The organism is Aeromicrobium sp. Leaf272, from assembly GCF_001422865.1.
GTDB lineage: Bacteria > Actinomycetota > Actinomycetes > Propionibacteriales > Nocardioidaceae > Aeromicrobium.
This window is the reverse complement of sequence record NZ_LMMY01000011.1, coordinates 416,172-430,658: the sequence shown is the minus strand read 5'-3', so window position 1 is coordinate 430,658 and position 14,487 is coordinate 416,172. Positions and strand designations below refer to the sequence as shown.

Below are 14,487 nucleotides of genomic sequence, written 5' to 3'. Positions count from 1 at the left end.
CCATGAGGGCCCGCAGCGCAGCGCTGGACTGCTTCTTGGCGTTGGCCTCGAGGTAGTGCCCGGCGAGCACGAAGGTGGTGACCACGCCGGCGACCTCGAGGTAGATCTCGTGGGACCCGCCACCGGTCAACGACCACTCCATCCGCATGCCGAGCATCCCGGCACCGCCGAAGAACAGCGCCCACAGCGACCACAGGTAGGCCGCGCCGACGCCGACGGACACGAGGGTGTCCATGGTCGCGGCGCCGTGCCTGGCGTTCGTCGCGGTGGCGCGGTGGAAGGGCCAGGCGCCCCACGTGACGACGGGTGTGGCGAGGGCCAGGGCCACCCACTGCCACCCGGTGAACTGCGTGGCCGGGACCATCGACAGCACGAGGACCGGCAGGCTCAGGACCGCCGACACGACGGCTCGCCGCCGCATCGAGGCGGCCCCGTGGAGACCTTCGTGCCCGGCGTGGTCGCCGTGTCCGCGATGGGCGTCGGGCAGCGTGGCCTCGTAGCCGGTGGCCGCGACGGCGTCGAGCAGCACCTGGTGGTCGGTGCCCTCGGGCACGTGCACGGTGGCCTTCTCGGTGGCGTAGTTGACGCTCGCCTCCACGCCGTCGAGCTGGTTGAGCCGCTTCTCGACGCGCATCGCGCACGACGTGCAGCTCATGCCGTGCACGTCGAGGCGGACGGTCTCCTGGGTGTTCACGACGCGTGTCCTTCCAGGGTGTAGCCCGCCTCGGCCACGGCCGACGCGACGGCGTCGAGCGACGGCTCGGAGGGGCCGGTGACCGTGACGTCGGACGTGCCGCCGGGGACGAGCGCGACGGCGACCTCGGTGACGCCCTCGACGGACGAGAGCTCCTGGGTGACCGCGGCGACGCAGTGCTCGCAGGTCATGCCGGTGACGGCGTAGGTGGTGGTGCTCATGGTGTGCCCTCCTTCGGGCGGGGAATCGGTGGGCTGCTGATCAGGACCGGACGAGCCGGGCGATCGCGGCCGAGGCCTCGGCGACCTTGGCGTCGGCCTCGGGTCCGCCCTTGCGGGCGGCGTCGACGACGCAGTGCGCGAGGTGCTCGTCGAGCAGCTTCAGCGCGACGGCCTCGAGGGCCTTGGTGGTGGCGCTCACCTGGGTGAGCACGTCGATGCAGTAGGTGTCGTCCTCGACCATGCGGGTGAGTCCGCGCACCTGGCCCTCCACACGACGCAGCCGGGCCAGCACCGCCTTCTTGTCGTCGGAGTAGCCGGGGACGACGCCGGCCTCGGTGGTGGGATCGTGGATCTCGGTCATGCCAGCAGCCTCGTCATCTCGGTGATCTCGGCGCGCTGGGCGTCGATGATCGCCCGCGCGAGGGCCTTGGCCCGGGAGTCCTGACCGTCGGCGATCTCGGTCTCGGCCATCTCCACGGCGCCCTCGTGGTGCTCGATCATCATCTGCAGCCACATCCGGTCGAAGTCGGTGCCGGTGGCCGCGGCGAGCGCACTCATCTGGTCGTCGCTCATCATGCCGGTCATGCCGCCCATGTCGTGGTCACCGTGGTCCTCGGCCTTCGCGTCCCAGTCCTCGAGCCAGCCCTGCATGGTCTCGATCTCCGGCTGCTGGGCGTCGCCGATGCGGCCGGCGAGGTCGCGCACCGGCTCGGACGCCTCACGGGCGGGGTCGAGCGCCAGCTCGGACATCTCCACCGCCTGCTGGTGGTGCGGGATCATCTGCTGGGCGAAGGTCACGTCGGCGGGGTCGGCCGAGACGGTGTTCGGCGAGCCGCAGCCCGCGAGCGCCACGGCGGCGAGGAGGACGAGGATGAGTCGGTGCATGCCTCCTGTATACCCCTAGGGGGTAGGGGTTTCAAGTCGCCCGCTCGTCGATCGATCCGTCAGAGGTCCTACGCTCGCCCCATGAGCGACGTTCCCGGCCTCGACGGCGTGCTCGGCGTGGAGCACGTCGAGCTGACTCCCGACAAGGTGGTCGTGCGGTTCACGATCACCGAGCACCACCTCCAGCCCTTCGGCATCCCGCACGGCGGCATCTACTGCGCGGTCCACGAGTCGACCGCGAGCGTGGCCGGGCAGATGTGGCTGGGCGAGAAGGGTGTCGTGGTCGGCACCAACAACTCGACCGACTTCATCCGTCAGGCCAAGGNCCTCGACTCGACCGGGGCCGACGGCAAGCTGATCGCGCAGGGCCAGGTGCGTCTGGCCAACCTCGACCAGCCCATCCCGCCCGAGGTGCTCGAGAAGTTCGTGGGCTCCTACCGCACCCCGTAGACTGGGGTGGTCGGCGCGACTGGCGTTGAGGTGGATACCACCAGGGAGCCCGACCTCCGCACGACTGCACCAGACAAGGGACCGTTCGCCTGGGCCCCGCGTCAGCCCCGACACCGCTGACCCGAGGACGTCCCCCATGATGATGACCGTGAACCCCCACGCCACCCAGCCGGCCACGACGATCGACGACGCCGACGTCAAGGTCCTGCTGCTCGAGAACATCCACGCCGACGGACGCGACTTCCTGCGCGGCAAGGGATACGACGTGCAGACCAACGCCGGTGCGCTCGGCGAGGACGAGCTGATCGAGGCGATCCAGGGCGTCCACCTGCTCGGCATCCGTTCCACCACCTACATCACGCCGAAGGTGCTGGAGGCCGCCGAGGACCTCATCGNCGCGCTCGGTCGTCGAGCTCGCCATCGCCGAGATCATCTCCCTCGCCCGTCGCCTGCACGAGAAGTCCACCGACATGCACCGCGGCGTGTGGAACAAGTCCGCCGCCGGCAGCCACGAGGTGCGCGGCCGCACGCTCGGCATCGTCGGCTACGGCAACATCGGCAGCCAGCTGTCGGTCGTGGCCGAGGCGCTCGGCTTCAAGGTCGTCTTCTACGACATCGACGACAAGCTCGCCCTGGGCAACGCCCAGCGCTGCTCCACGCTGGAGGAGCTGCTCGAGCAGGCCGACGTCGTGACGCTGCACGTCGACGGTCGCCCCGGCAACGCGGGCCTGTTCGGCGACGAGCAGATGCGCCTCATGAAGCCGCGTGCGCTGTTCCTCAACCTCAGCCGTGGCATCGCCGTCGACACGACGGCCCTGCGCGCGCACCTGGAGTCCGGTCACATCGCCGGCGCCGCGCTCGACGTCTTCCCGGTCGAGCCCAAGCGCCAGGGCGACCCGTTCGAGTCCGAGCTGCGCGGCATCCCGAACGTCATCCTCACGCCGCACGTGGGTGGCTCCACCGAGGAGGCGCAGCAGGACATCGGCCGCTTCGTCGCCTCGAAGCTCCGCTCCTACGCGGCGTTCGGCAGCACGTCGCTGAGCGTGAACTTCCCGGAGATGAACCTGCCGGCCGACAACAGCCGACAGCGGATCGCGCTCGTGCACCAGAACGCTCCCGGCGTGCTGGCCACCATCAACGGCCTGCTCGGCGAGCGGGGCGTCAACATCGAGGCGCAGTCGCTGTCGACCCGCGGCCAGCTGGGCTACGTCGTGACCGACGTGGCCGAGGCCGTCACGGCCGACGTGCTCGGCGAGCTCGCCGCTCTCCCCGAGACCGTCCGGCTGCGGCAGCTCAGCTGATCGGGTGAGCCCGCTGCCGGTGGCGCTGCGCCCCAACCTGATCGACCACTTCTACCGAGGTGGTGGTCGGATCGCGGCGCTGCGCGGCATCACGACGACGTCGGACCACCAGCCCGAGGAGTGGATCGCCGCCACGGTCTCGCGTGAGGGCGACGCACGCCTCGGCCTGTCGTCCACGCAGGACGGCACGCTGCTGCGCGACCTCGTGGTCGCCGACCCGCAGACGTGGACGGGAGGCGTCGGCGCGTGGCCCGGCGACGTCGGCCTGTTGCTCAAGCTGCTCGACGCCGGACAGCGGCTGCCCGTGCACGTGCACCCGGACCGTTCCTTCGCCGCCCGGCACCTCGACTGCCCGTACGGCAAGACCGAGGCGTGGCTGGTGCTCGACGCCGAGCCCGGTGCCGCCGTCCACCTGGGCTGGGTCGACGACGTGGACCCGCGCGACGTGGTCCGCGCCCGCGACGAGCAGGACGGCGCGTGGATGCTGCGGCACATGCACCGCATCGAGGTGCGCCGAGGTGACGGGATCCTGGTGCCGGCCGGCACGCCGCACGCCATCGGCGAGGGCGTGTTCGTGGCCGAGGCGCAGGAGCCGACCGACTTCTCGATCCTGCTGGAGTGGTCGATCACGACGTCCACCCGCGACGAGTCGCACCTGGGGCTCGGCTTCGACCTGGCCATGCAGGCCCTCGAGCACGCCGCGACGTCGACCGAGCGGCTGGCCGAGCTGTCGGTGCACCGCGACCTCGACGCCGCCGCGGACCCGCTCACGTCGCTGCTGCCGACGGAGGCCGACCCGTTCTTCCGCCTCGACCTCGCCGTCGACGGTGCGGTCGTCCCGGCCGGCTTCGCCGCCCTCGTGGTGCTCGACGGATCGGGGACGCTCCGCTGCGCCGGGGGTGACCTGGCGATCGCCAGGGGCCAGACCTACGCCGTGCCCGCCGCGGCCGGCGACTGGCACGTGACCGGCTCGGCCCGCGTGCTGGTGGCGCGTCCCGGCACGGCCTGACCGCGAGGCGTCACCGCTTCCGCCGCCGGCGAGCCCTGACCACCAGCAGGCCGCACAGCACGGCCAGGCCGAGGACGGCGACGACGCCCACCACGCCGAGGGCGATCTCTGCCGCTGTGGGCGCCAGCCGGGATTGCTCGACCGTCACCAGACGCTGTCCCACCGTCGTCTCAGCGCAGGCTGAACGGCGGGTAGTCGTCCGTCAGCAGGTAGGCGTAGGCCGAGACGCGCTGGTTCCAGCGCAGCCACCCGACGACGAAGTCACGCATTCCCTCGGGCCAGCGGCCGAGGACGATGACCGCGAAGAAGCCGATGACGTGCACCACGGCCGCCGCGATGGTGACGAAGTACAGCACGAACATCTGAGGGATCAGCATCAGGATGCGGAAGAAGATCGTCAGGCGGCTCCGTCCCTCGACCTGGGCCACCACGTCGACGTGCACGTGCGGGTCGGTGCCGGGGTCGGCGGTCGACGCGTCGATCGCGAACTTCGGGTACGTCCCGTGCAGGAATCCTGCGTAGGCGCTGACGCTCGCCGAGTAGCGCAGGTACATCGCGATGAGGTCGAGCAGGGCACGCGGAACCCGTCCGAGGATCACACCGCAGAACCACGCGGCGATCACGGCCAGGCTCGCAGCGATGCCGATGACCCACAGCACCACGAAGTGCGGGATCGCCAGGATCCACTGCACGAGGGGACGCCAGCGTGCCACGCGATCCGGCAGGTCGAAGGTGATCGTGACCGGGTAGCCGCCGGGCGCCGGCGATGTCGGCGGTGTGGTCGGGGGAGGGGGCGGCTGCACGCTCATGCTGGATCCTTCTCTCGGTTCACGCGAAGGCTATCGCCAGATCGCCGAGCGTCTCGGCACATCCGGCGTCGATCTTCACGGTCGCGAGCGGGTCGCCGCGCGTGGGCCCGCGGTTCACGACCACCACGGGGGTGCCGAGGGCCGCGGCACGTCGCACGAAGCGCAGCCCGCTCATCACGTGCAGGCTCGAGCCCAGCACCAGCACGGCCGACGCCTGCGCCACGAGGTCGAAGCAGTGCTCGACCACCGGTTTGGGCACGCTGCCGCCGAAGAACACGACGTCGGGTCGCAGTCGTCCACCGCACACGAGGCACGGGGCGACGACGAAGCCGGACGTCTCGTCGAGCTGCACGTCGCCGTCGGGTCCGTGCACGACGGTCTGGTCGCTCCAGCCGGGGTTGAGCTCCTCGTGCCGCCGCTGCACCTCCTCGCGCGGGGTGACGTCGCCACAGTCCATGCAGAGCACCCGGTCCACCCGACCGTGCAGGTCCACGACGTCCTGGTGCCCGGCGCGCTCGTGCAGGCCGTCGACGTTCTGCGTGACGAGACCGACCAGCCGACCCTCGCGCTCCCACTCCACGAGCGTGTGGTGGGTCGCGTTCGGCTCCGCGTGCCCCATCCGTGACCACCCGAGGTGCGCCCGCGCCCAGTACCGCTGCATCGCCTCGGGGCCCGAGCGCAGCTGCTGGATGGTCATCGGCGTGGGCGTCGAGAGACGGCCCGGCCCCCGGTAGTCGGGGATGCCGGAGTCGGTGGACACGCCGGCCCCGGTCAGGACCAGCAGGCGCCCTGCGGACACGATCCGGGCTGCCTGCTCCACCCCACCGCGATCCGTGCCGACGTCCACGCCGTCGAGCCTACGTCCGGCCCGGCGTCAGCGCCCGGTCCACACGGGCGGTCGCTTCTGCGCGAACGCCGCCACCCCTTCGCGGGCGTCGTCGGACAGCAGCACGGGGCTGGCCAGCTCGCTCTGGCGCGCGAAGCCTTCGTCGGGCGACCACCCGGGTGCCGCGTCGACCATCCGCTTGCCCACGGCGACCGAGAGCGGGGCGTTGGCGGCGATCCGATGCGCGAGGTCGAGGGCGTGCTCCAGCGCCTGGCCGCGCGGGACGACGGCGTTGACGAGGCCGACCTCGGCCAGTCGGGCGGCCGGAAGCGCGTCCCCGACCAGGGCCAGCTCGAGCGCGACGGCGCGGGGCAGCCGGGTCGACACGCGCCACAGCCCGCCCGCAGCCGCGAGCAGCCCCCGCTTCACCTCGGGCAGGCCGAAGGTGGCGTCGTCGGCCGCGACCACGAGGTCGGCGCACAGGGCCAGCTCGAACCCGCCCGCCAGGGCGGCACCCTCCACGGCGGCGACCGTCGGCTTCGTCGGTGGCTCGGCGGTGAGCCCCAGCGGACCGCGCCGGTCCGTCACGGGGACCTCGCCCCGGTTCGCCCCGGCCAGGTCCATGCCCGCGCAGAACGTGCCTCCCGCGCCGGTGAGCACGATGGAGCGGATCGTGTCGTCGGCCTCGGCGTCGTCGACGGCACGCTCCAGGAGCTGGGCGGTGAGCCGGTCGATCGCGTTGCGCACCCGCGGGCGGTCGAGCGTGACCACCCAGACGTCGTCGCCGTCGCGCGCGGTGCGCACGGGGGCGGGCGGCGGGCCGGGCAGCGGCTGCCGGTCGCCGACGAGCACCAGTCGGTCGCCGTCGATCCGGAGCGTGCGTCGCAGGGGATCGGCCGAGGTGAGCAGGGCCACGTCGTCGGCGCTCTCGCGACGCAGCAGCACGCGGGCGCCGTCGGCGGCGAGTGCCGCGACGATGGCGGCCTCCGCGCTGCCGTCGCGGTCACGCAGGACCGTCACCGCCTCGACGACTGCGTCCCCGTCGAGGTCGGTGAGGGCAGGCCGGGGTGCCGGTCGGTCGAACGCCGGGCGCAGGTGCGCGAACCGTCGCTCCGGGGGCCGGGCGGAGTAGACGCCCAGGGCGTGCTTGGTGGCGTACCAGCCGAGCGAGCTCGACAGGCCGTACGCGTCGGGCTGCTCGCGGAGCAGCGGCACGAGGGACGCCACCGCGTGCAGTCCGTAGCCGTTGCCCGGCCCGCCCGCCGACGTCAGTCCGCCGGTGACGCTGAGCGGACGCGCCGGGTCGTCCCACGGCAGGCCGAGCGCCTGCGCGCCCAGCTGCACCGCCGCGGGGAAGCACGAGTACAGGTCGACCGGTCCGAGGTCGTCGGCGGTGATGCCGGTGTGGTCGAGCACGGCAGCGCCTGCGGCCGCGATGGCCGGCGACGTGGCCAGGTCGGCACGTTCGGAGACGAACCACTCGTCCGTGGCGCTGGCCCCCGCGTGCAGGAAGACCCACCGATCCTGGGCGATGCCGAGGGCGTGCGCTGCGGCGACGCTCGTGACGACGACCCCTGCGGCGAGGTCGACCTGCAGGTTCGCGCACATCAGCTTCGTGTACGGGTCGCTGACCGCTCGGTTGTCCGGGGTCGCGGTCGCGATCTCGTCCGCGGTGCGCTCGGTCGGGTCCCACGCGTAGGGGTTGTCGGCGGCCACGGCGCTGTGCCGGGCCCACAGGTCGGCGATCCGGGCGCGGTGCGCGGCCTCGTCGGTCCCGGCGGCACCACGCAGCGCCGACTCCAGCAAGGCGTAGGCGTAGATCGGGGCCCCGAGGCCGACGCTCGTCTCGGCCTCGTTGTTCGCGGGACGGTCGGTGCCGATGACCCGGTCCGGTGCGGCGTCGGCCGGCTGACGGGTCCAGTCCGGCTCCCGGCCCTGCGCCTGCAGGGCGGCGACCGTGGCGCCGGCCTCGGCACCGCTCACCAGCACGACGTGCGCGCGACCTTCGGCCACCTCGTGGGCTGCGTCGTTCAGCGCGAGCTGTCCACCGTCGCCGCCGTAGGGCGAGGTCTGGACGGTGTCGGCGTCGGCGGCTCCCACGAGCCCGGCCACGAGCCCGGCCTGGTCGGGGTAGGTCCAGGAGGCGCTCGGCACGGCGTGGACCAGGTCGGCCCGGGCGAGCAGGTCGGGGCCGATGCCGCTGTCCTCGGCCGCGGCGCGCAGTGCCTGTGCCGCCATGGAGGCCGGTTCGATCGGGTCGGCCAGGTCCGGCGTGCGGACCACGACCTGGCCGACGCCGACGAGGACCGGCGTCGTCGGGTCGAGCAGCCGCCCGCTCGTCTCGTGCAGCACGGGCTCGTCGGGGATGCGTGCGGGCCTGCCGCTGCCGGTCAGCAGTCCGGCGAGCGCGTCGAGCGACGTGGCCAGCGCGGTCTCGACGCTGCGCACGGCGGTGAGGCCCACCGGCCCCCGCACCGGCGGTCCGTCGAGTGCTCCGTCGAGCCGGACGGCCGAGCCGCCGTGGTGCGCCACGACCGTGCACCACAGCCCCACGGTGATGCCCATCGGGCCCGTGCCGCGCAGGACGAAGCCGTCGGCGTCGGCGCGCTCGACCTGCCAGCGCGCCTGCGCCGGGATGTCCATGAGCGAGATCTGCTGCACGAACTCCGTGCCCTCGACCATCCGGTCCGGTCGGTCGCCGCGCCAGCTGAGGTGGAGGGTGAGCCACTCGTGGGCGCGGTCGAGGTCGGTGGCGAGCGCGACCACGTCGGCGGGTGGGGCGGCCACGTCGCGCTGGGCGTGCACGTGCCGCGCGTAGCCCTGGGCGCCGGCGGGCGCGGGAACGTCGACCGTCGGTGCCGGTGGGGCCGACGCCGGCCGCACGCGCGCGACCAGGTCGGTCGCCATCACCTTCGCGGTGCTCGCGAGGACCGGCGCGACCGTGCGTGCGCCTTCGATCCATCGCGTCCCACGGGACCTCGATGCCATGGTCACTCCTTGATCCCGTCCGACCAGACTGTTTCGTCGATCATCGCTGGTCGCCTGCTCGCGCGCAAGGCGCCCGGCCCGCGCTCCCGGGTAGGGTCGCGGCCATGTCGACGTCCCGGCGCCCCCAGCAGGAGCGGTCCGTCGCCACGCGCGAGCGCCTGCTCGAGGCAGCCTTCACCTGCCTGCTCGAGGGCGGGTACGGCGCGACCACGGTCGGTCACGTGCAGCAGCAGGCCGGTGTCGCGCGCGGCACGCTGCTGCACCACTTCCCGACCCGCAGTGCGCTCATGGGCGCCGTCGTGGAGGACGTCGTCGAGCGGCGGCTCGAGCTGCTCACCACCGCTCGCGACGACGACCCCGCCCCCGCCAGCTGGGACGACGTGGTCGACCTGGTGTGGCGCGAGCTGCAGTCGCCGGCGTTCGCCGTCGCGCTGGAGCTGTGGGTGGCCGCTCGCACCGACGACGACCTTCGTGCCGCGCTGCTGCCGCTGCAGGAACGCATCTACCGGACGGTCCATCGGGGCGTCACGCGTCTGGTCGGCGCCGACCATCCCCGGAGCCCGATGCTGGTGCAGTTCACGATCGACCTGCTCACCGGTGCGCACCTCGCCGGGATCCTGAGTCCGCGGGCAGGTACCTCCGACGTCGTCGACGCCTGGAAGGTCGCGCTGCGCGAGCTGGCGGCCTCCGATCAGTCGGACGCGCGCCGGCTGTAGGCGATCGCCGCCGATCCCAGCGCCACGAACACCGCCGTCAGCACGACGCACACGACGGCGACGGCCCCCGCGCTGGACTCCGCTGCGTCGAGGAAGCCGTAGGGCACCGGCGCGGTCTGGGTGGGCGTGAGCAGGAACGTCGGCTCGGCCACCTGCGCGCGGACGAGCGTGTAGGTGAGCCACAGCACCGGGAACGCCAGTCCACCCAGCGCCGACCAGTCGAGGCGGGTGCGGGGCCGCAGCGCGAGGAAGCCCACGACCGTGAGGATCGGGACGACGTAGTGGAAGATCTTGTCGAGCCACCACTCCACGCCCGTCATGTCGACGTTGCCGGCCAGCACCGTCGCGTAGACGATGCCGGTGACGGTGATGCCCGTCAGGCTCGCCAGCCTCAGCATGCCGAAGGCGCGACCGCCCCGGTCGGGCCGGATCGCGAGCAGCGCGCACGTGACGACGACCAGGATGTTCGACTCGATGGTGAAGTAGCTGAACAGGTTCACGAGGCTGCGACCCTCGTCCGCCGTCAGGATCGTCTGGCCGACCAGGGCGACGAGGCCGAGGACCGCGGTGGTGGCGTGCCAGAGTCGGGTCACAGCGCCACGGTCCCACGGATCCCGACGACGGTGCGCCCGCCGACCCATGTCGTGTCCCCGTCGCGCACTAGGTGCACGCGGCCGCGTCGACCGAGTGCGGTGCCCTGGGCGGCCACGTAGCGGTCGGGCAGCGTCCCTTCGGCGACGAGCCACTGGGCGACCGCGGCGTTGAGGCTCCCGGTGACCGGGTCCTCGCCCACCCCGCCGGGGAAGAAGGCACGGACCTCCAGCGCCACGTCGCCGTCGGGGTGCAGGCCGACGAGACCGACCTTGTCGTGGGCGCCGCTCGCCCCGAGCAGGTAGGCCCGGTCGCCGTCGACGGCGAGAACCGTGGCCGCGTCACGCAGCAGCAGCCCCATCCAGCCAGGGCCGTTGTCGCACCAGTGAGCCGTGACCACGTCGTGGGCCTGCAGGCCGAGCGCCGACGTGACGGCCTCGACCTCGGCGGGATCGACGGGACCGGAGCGCATGCGTTCCGGAGCAGCGAAGGCCAGCAGGTCGTCGTCCGGGCGCACGGCCACCAGACCGACACCGCACTCCTGCACGAGCCGGTCGCCGGACCGCGGCTGCCCGCCGGCCTCGAGCCAGGCGCGGGCCGAGCCGAGGGTGGGATGACCGGCGAACGGGAGCTCACCGCCGGGGGTGAAGATCCGCAGCCGGTAGTCGGCGTCCGGGACGGTGGGGGTGAGCAGGAAGGTGGTCTCGCTCAGGTTGGTCCACCGGGCGAACGCGGCCATCGCGTCCTGGTCGAGGCCGTCGGCGTCGTGCACGACGGCGACCGGGTTGCCGAGCCCGAGGGTGTCGGTGAAGACGTCGACCTGCGAGAAGGGGAGCATGCTCGAACCCTAGGCGTCCGCGAGCTCGACCAGCTTCGCGACGGTGAGCAGGTTGCGGCCCGTGCCGTGGTGCCCGAGCAGCTTCGCGATGCGGGCCGGGGTGAGCCTCGTGCCGGCCACGCCGTCGGAGTAGCGGATGTGCAGGTCGCGGCCGATCACACGCACCTCGTCGCCACCCCAGTCCGTGCTCTCGAAGGCCTGGACCGCGTCGGGAGCGGGTTCGGCGAGGAGGAAGTAGACGTGCGAGAACTTCGCCTCCACCACCTCGAATGGGTGGGCCTGCAGCGCCGCGCGAAGCTCGTCGACGTCGCGGGAGACGACCTCGCGGAAGAACCCGAACCTCTCCTGCACCGCCTGCTCGAGGGCGCGGTCGAAGGTGGCCGGGTCGCCCGGGGGCGTGCAGAGCAGGTTGCCGGACGCGATGTAGGTGCTCACGTCGGCCGCGCCGAGGCCGGACGCGAGGTCCCGCAGCTCGGCCATGGGCAGCTTCGCGCCGCCGACGTTGACCGCTCGCAGCAGGTGGATCCGTGTCATGGACCCAGTATGTCGACGGTCGTCCTGATCGCGCCAAGATGCGGATCGCCGCGAAACCCGTACGTTGAAGGGCGCCCCACGACGAAATACGTCAGGGTAGAGGGAGGGAACCGCATGATCATCCTCGGAGTCATCCTGCTGATCCTGGGCGCAGTCCTGGACATCTCGATCCTGTACACGATCGGCGGCATCCTGCTGGTCGTCGGTGTGATCCTCTGGATCCTCGGCGCCACGGGCCGCGCGGTCGGCGGCCGGAACCATTGGTTCTAGGCCCGACGAGCACGACGACGCCCCCGCACCGAACGGTGCGGGGGCGTCGTCGTGTGCGGGTGACGCTCAGGCGCGAGCGCGCACCTGGCGGTAGATCAGCAGGGCGACGATGGCGCCGACGATCGACAGGATGAGACCGCTCGTGGAGAGGTCCGTGACACTGCGGTCGGACGAGAACAGCGCGCCGATGAGGCCACCGACGAACGAGCCGACGACGCCGAGCACGATGGTGGCGAGGATGCCCATCGAGTCCTTGCCGGGGACGATGGCGCGGGCCAGGAGGCCGGCGACGAGACCGATGATGAGAAGCCAGATGAGGCCCATGATGGGGGTCCTTTCGGTTGGGTACGGACGGATCACGTCCGACGATCAACGCTAGGGATTCCTGACGAGATCGCACCTCGAGAGAATTCTGAGGGGGTCCACATCGTCCCCTCACGCACTCCTCATCAGGCGTTCCTAGCGTCGTGGTCATGGACGTCCGTACCCTGATCGACCGACCCGAATCCACCGTGGCCCTCGTCGTCAACACCAACGCACGGCAGGGCGCGCTCGCCCTCGACCGTGCCGAGCGTCTGGTGCTGGAGCATCCCCCCGCCTCCTTGCGCAGCCATGCGGTGCACTCGGGCGCCGAGCTCGTCGCCACCCTCGACCGCGTCATGGCCGACGCCCCCGACGTGCTCGTCGTCGGCGGCGGCGACGGCACGGTCTCGTGCGCGGCGGCGCGGGTCGCCGGCACGAGCACCGTGCTCGTGGTGCTGCCGCTCGGCACGGCCAACGACTTCGCCCGCACGCTCGAGATCCCCGTCGACGTCGAGGCGGCGGTCCGCGCCGTCCTCACCGGCGAGGTCGTCGACGTCGACCTGGGACGCGTGAACGGCCACGCCTTCGTCAACGTCGCGTCCCTGGGGCTCTCGGTCGCGGTCACCGAGCGGCTCACGCCGGGTCTCAAGCGTCGGCTCGGACCGGCGGCCTACCCGGTCGCGACCCTCGCGGCGTTCCGTGGGCACCGGGGCTTCTCGGCCCGGCTCGAGCTCGACGGCCACGAGTCGCTCGAGCTCGACGACCTGCTGCAGGTCGCCGTCGGCAACGGCCGGCACTACGGCGGCGGGAACACGGTGGCGCCGAACGCCTCGCTCGACGACCACCTGCTCGACGTGTACGCGATCGAGAGGGGGCGCCTCGCCGACCACGTCTCGATCGCGCGGCTGCTGAGGAGTGGCCGGTTCGTCGAGCACGAGCGCGTGCACCACCTGACGACCCGCCGCGTGCGGGTGGTCACCGACGATCCGATGCCGATCAACCTCGACGGCGAGCTGCTCGCGACCACGCCGGCGGAGTTCACCGTGGAGCGCAACGCGGTGCGCGTGGCGGTTCCCCGGGGAAGCCGCGCCGCCCGCCTCGACGACGCGGCCTGAGGGTCAGAGGGTCGGGTCGTCCCCGACCTTGACCAGCAGCTTGCCGACGTTGCGGCCGGTGAGCAGACCACGGAAGGCGTCCACCGCGTTGTCGAGTCCGTCCACGACGTCCTCGAGGTAGGCCACCTTGCCCTCGGAGACCCACTGGCCCATCTCGCGGGCGAAGTCGGCGCCGTGGCTCTGCGTGAACTCGTCCTGGATGAAGCCGCGGACGGTGAGGCTGCGCGACAGCACGAGGTTCATGAACCCGGGGAAGCTCAGCGACGACTCCGGGGCCGACGTGGCGTTGTAGTTGGCCACGAGCCCGCACACCGGCACGCGCGCGTAGGTGTTGGTGCGGCGCAGCACCGCCTCGCCGACCGGCCCGGCGACGTTCTCGAAGTACACGTCCACCCCGTCGGGCGTGGCGGCCTCGAGGTCGTCGGCGAACGTCGGCGAGCGGTGGTCGAGCGCGACGTCGAAGCCGAAGTGCTCACGCAGCAGCCGCACCTTCTCCTCGCCGCCGGCGATGCCGACGGACCGGGCGCCCTTGAGTCGGGCGATCTGGCCGACGGCCGAGCCGACCGGGCCGGCGGCCGCCGCGACGACGACCGTCTCGCCCTCCTTCGGCTTGCCGATCTCGAGCAGTCCCGCGTAGGCCGTGAAGCCCGGCATGCCCAGCACACCCAGAGCGGTCGAGACGGGCGCGACCGACGGGTCCAGGCCCTTCATCTGACGCGCGTCGACGACGGCGTGCGTCTGCCAGCCGATGAACGCGAGCACCAGGTCACCGACCTTCCGGTTCTCCGCGCGGGACTCCACGACCTCGCACACGGTCCCGCCGAGCACGACGTCGCCGAGCGCGAGCGAGGCGGCGTACGACTTCGCCTGGCTCATCCGGCCGCGCATGTACGGGTCGAGCGACAGGTACACCGAGCGCAGCAGCACCTGGCCCTCC

The 14,487-nt window shown here is 72.3% G+C and carries 18 protein-coding genes and 3 pseudogenes; 8 read left to right on the top strand and 13 right to left on the bottom strand.

The genetic code is table 11. From position 1 onward, the window contains the following. The 4 genes from ASF38_RS19335 to ASF38_RS09185 form a co-directional block, all read right to left on the bottom strand. A partial coding sequence (locus ASF38_RS19335) for a cation transporter (RefSeq protein WP_369815191.1) occupies positions 1-694 on the bottom strand: 694 nt, incomplete at its 3' end. Next, a complete protein-coding gene (locus tag ASF38_RS09195) occupies positions 691-915 on the bottom strand; it encodes a heavy-metal-associated domain-containing protein (protein ID WP_056575329.1) in 225 nt (74 codons plus the stop codon). The genes ASF38_RS19335 and ASF38_RS09195, both read right to left, overlap by 4 nt. A 40-nt stretch (positions 916-955) precedes the next feature. After that, positions 956-1,276 (bottom strand): metal-sensitive transcriptional regulator, encoded by a 321-nt coding sequence (locus ASF38_RS09190; RefSeq protein WP_055962290.1) that lies wholly within the window; start codon positions 1,274-1,276, stop codon positions 956-958. Beyond that, on the bottom strand, positions 1,273-1,800 hold the full coding sequence (locus ASF38_RS09185) for a DUF305 domain-containing protein (RefSeq protein ID WP_056556953.1): 528 nt from the start codon (positions 1,798-1,800) through the stop codon (positions 1,273-1,275). Before ASF38_RS09185 ends, ASF38_RS09190 begins: the two co-directional genes overlap by 4 nt. 81 nt (positions 1,801-1,881) lie before the next feature. Here ASF38_RS09185 and ASF38_RS09180 point away from each other — a divergent pair. The 5 genes and pseudogenes from ASF38_RS09180 to ASF38_RS09170 form a co-directional block, all read left to right on the top strand. Further along, a pseudogene (locus ASF38_RS09180) lies at positions 1,882-2,125 on the top strand (PaaI family thioesterase); the annotation flags it as partial. Between the two features lies 1 nt (position 2,126). Continuing rightward, positions 2,127-2,250, top strand: a pseudogene (locus ASF38_RS19470) (hypothetical protein); the annotation flags it as partial. A 136-nt stretch (positions 2,251-2,386) separates the two neighbouring features. Then, positions 2,387-2,645, top strand: a pseudogene (locus tag ASF38_RS19330) (phosphoglycerate dehydrogenase); the annotation flags it as partial. Position 2,646: 1 nt separating this feature from the next. Next, on the top strand, positions 2,647-3,551 hold a 905-nt coding region (serA, locus tag ASF38_RS09175; protein WP_235497586.1), incomplete at its 5' end, for a phosphoglycerate dehydrogenase. 4 nt (positions 3,552-3,555) lie between these two features. After that, entirely contained in the window at positions 3,556-4,560 is a 1,005-nt protein-coding gene (locus tag ASF38_RS09170; protein WP_056575324.1) for a class I mannose-6-phosphate isomerase, read from the top strand. Between the two features lie 10 nt (positions 4,561-4,570). On the opposite strand, the gene ASF38_RS17525 is transcribed toward ASF38_RS09170, so the two are convergent. Genes ASF38_RS17525 through ASF38_RS09155 form a run of 4 tightly spaced genes read right to left on the bottom strand, consistent with a single transcriptional unit; the run spans position 4,571 to position 9,183 of the window. Continuing rightward, positions 4,571-4,723: a hypothetical protein gene (locus tag ASF38_RS17525; protein ID WP_156366864.1), complete on the bottom strand. Its 153-nt coding sequence runs from the start codon at positions 4,721-4,723 to the stop codon at positions 4,571-4,573. Positions 4,724-4,730: 7 nt separating this feature from the next. Continuing rightward, a complete protein-coding gene (locus ASF38_RS09165) occupies positions 4,731-5,369 on the bottom strand; it encodes a DUF4389 domain-containing protein (RefSeq protein WP_056575321.1) in 639 nt (212 codons plus the stop codon). A 19-nt stretch (positions 5,370-5,388) separates the two neighbouring features. Further along, positions 5,389-6,216 carry an NAD-dependent protein deacetylase gene (locus ASF38_RS09160; RefSeq protein ID WP_056575318.1) on the bottom strand — a complete coding sequence of 276 codons (828 nt, stop codon included), beginning with the start codon at positions 6,214-6,216 and terminating at the stop codon, positions 5,389-5,391. 27 nt (positions 6,217-6,243) lie between these two features. Continuing rightward, positions 6,244-9,183: a crotonase/enoyl-CoA hydratase family protein gene (locus ASF38_RS09155; RefSeq protein ID WP_156366863.1), complete on the bottom strand. Its 2,940-nt coding sequence runs from the start codon at positions 9,181-9,183 to the stop codon at positions 6,244-6,246. A 104-nt stretch (positions 9,184-9,287) separates the two neighbouring features. Here ASF38_RS09155 and ASF38_RS09150 point away from each other — a divergent pair, with 104 nt between their 5' ends. After that, the gene (locus tag ASF38_RS09150) at positions 9,288-9,899 is read left to right on the top strand and encodes a TetR/AcrR family transcriptional regulator (protein WP_056575315.1); all 612 of its coding nucleotides are present in this window, start codon (positions 9,288-9,290) and stop codon (positions 9,897-9,899) included. On the opposite strand, the gene ASF38_RS09145 is transcribed toward ASF38_RS09150, so the two are convergent. The 3 genes from ASF38_RS09145 to ASF38_RS09135 are packed head-to-tail and all read right to left on the bottom strand — an operon-like array spanning position 9,875 to position 11,862. Beyond that, on the bottom strand, positions 9,875-10,492 hold the full coding sequence (locus ASF38_RS09145) for a Pr6Pr family membrane protein (RefSeq protein ID WP_056575312.1): 618 nt from the start codon (positions 10,490-10,492) through the stop codon (positions 9,875-9,877). The two genes, ASF38_RS09150 and ASF38_RS09145, sit on opposite strands and share 25 nt — an antisense overlap. After that, a complete protein-coding gene (locus ASF38_RS09140; RefSeq protein ID WP_056575309.1) occupies positions 10,489-11,328 on the bottom strand; it encodes a PhzF family phenazine biosynthesis protein in 840 nt (279 codons plus the stop codon). Before ASF38_RS09140 ends, ASF38_RS09145 begins: the two co-directional genes overlap by 4 nt. Positions 11,329-11,337: 9 nt before the next feature. Continuing rightward, a complete protein-coding gene (locus tag ASF38_RS09135) occupies positions 11,338-11,862 on the bottom strand; it encodes a DUF1697 domain-containing protein (RefSeq protein ID WP_056575306.1) in 525 nt (174 codons plus the stop codon). A gap of 114 nt (positions 11,863-11,976) precedes the next feature. On the opposite strand from ASF38_RS09135, the gene ASF38_RS18190 reads away from it, so the two are divergent. Next, positions 11,977-12,132, top strand: coding sequence for a DUF6131 family protein (locus ASF38_RS18190; protein WP_164468785.1), 156 nt, complete (start codon positions 11,977-11,979; stop codon positions 12,130-12,132). Positions 12,133-12,198: 66 nt separating this feature from the next. Here ASF38_RS18190 and ASF38_RS09130 read toward each other — a convergent pair whose 3' ends face one another. Beyond that, complete coding sequence (locus ASF38_RS09130) at positions 12,199-12,456, bottom strand: GlsB/YeaQ/YmgE family stress response membrane protein (RefSeq protein WP_055962257.1); 258 nt, start codon at positions 12,454-12,456, stop codon at positions 12,199-12,201. A 149-nt stretch (positions 12,457-12,605) separates the two neighbouring features. On the opposite strand from ASF38_RS09130, the gene ASF38_RS09125 reads away from it, so the two are divergent. Next, positions 12,606-13,550, top strand: coding sequence for a lipid kinase (locus ASF38_RS09125; RefSeq protein ID WP_055962254.1), 945 nt, complete (start codon positions 12,606-12,608; stop codon positions 13,548-13,550). 3 nt (positions 13,551-13,553) lie between these two features. Here the strand turns inward: ASF38_RS09125 and ASF38_RS09120 are convergent. Next, positions 13,554-14,487 (bottom strand): NADP-dependent oxidoreductase (locus tag ASF38_RS09120; RefSeq protein WP_082480657.1); only part of this gene is annotated, 934 nt, incomplete at its 5' end.

Coding starts and splice junctions, on each gene's coding strand:
- ASF38_RS18190 (WP_164468785.1), top strand. CDS start 11,977: ATGATCATCCTCGGAGTCATCCTGCTGATCCTGGGCGCAGTCCTGGAC.
- ASF38_RS09125 (WP_055962254.1), top strand. CDS start 12,606: ATGGACGTCCGTACCCTGATCGACCGACCCGAATCCACCGTGGCCCTC.
- ASF38_RS09190 (WP_055962290.1), bottom strand. CDS start 1,276: ATGACCGAGATCCACGATCCCACCACCGAGGCCGGCGTCGTCCCCGGC.
- ASF38_RS09130 (WP_055962257.1), bottom strand. CDS start 12,456: ATGGGCCTCATCTGGCTTCTCATCATCGGTCTCGTCGCCGGCCTCCTG.
- ASF38_RS09155 (WP_156366863.1), bottom strand. CDS start 9,183: ATGGCATCGAGGTCCCGTGGGACGCGATGGATCGAAGGCGCACGCACG.
- ASF38_RS09165 (WP_056575321.1), bottom strand. CDS start 5,369: ATGAGCGTGCAGCCGCCCCCTCCCCCGACCACACCGCCGACATCGCCG.
- ASF38_RS09185 (WP_056556953.1), bottom strand. CDS start 1,800: ATGCACCGACTCATCCTCGTCCTCCTCGCCGCCGTGGCGCTCGCGGGC.
- ASF38_RS09140 (WP_056575309.1), bottom strand. CDS start 11,328: ATGCTCCCCTTCTCGCAGGTCGACGTCTTCACCGACACCCTCGGGCTC.
- ASF38_RS09195 (WP_056575329.1), bottom strand. CDS start 915: ATGAGCACCACCACCTACGCCGTCACCGGCATGACCTGCGAGCACTGC.
- ASF38_RS09135 (WP_056575306.1), bottom strand. CDS start 11,862: ATGACACGGATCCACCTGCTGCGAGCGGTCAACGTCGGCGGCGCGAAG.
- ASF38_RS09150 (WP_056575315.1), top strand. CDS start 9,288: ATGTCGACGTCCCGGCGCCCCCAGCAGGAGCGGTCCGTCGCCACGCGC.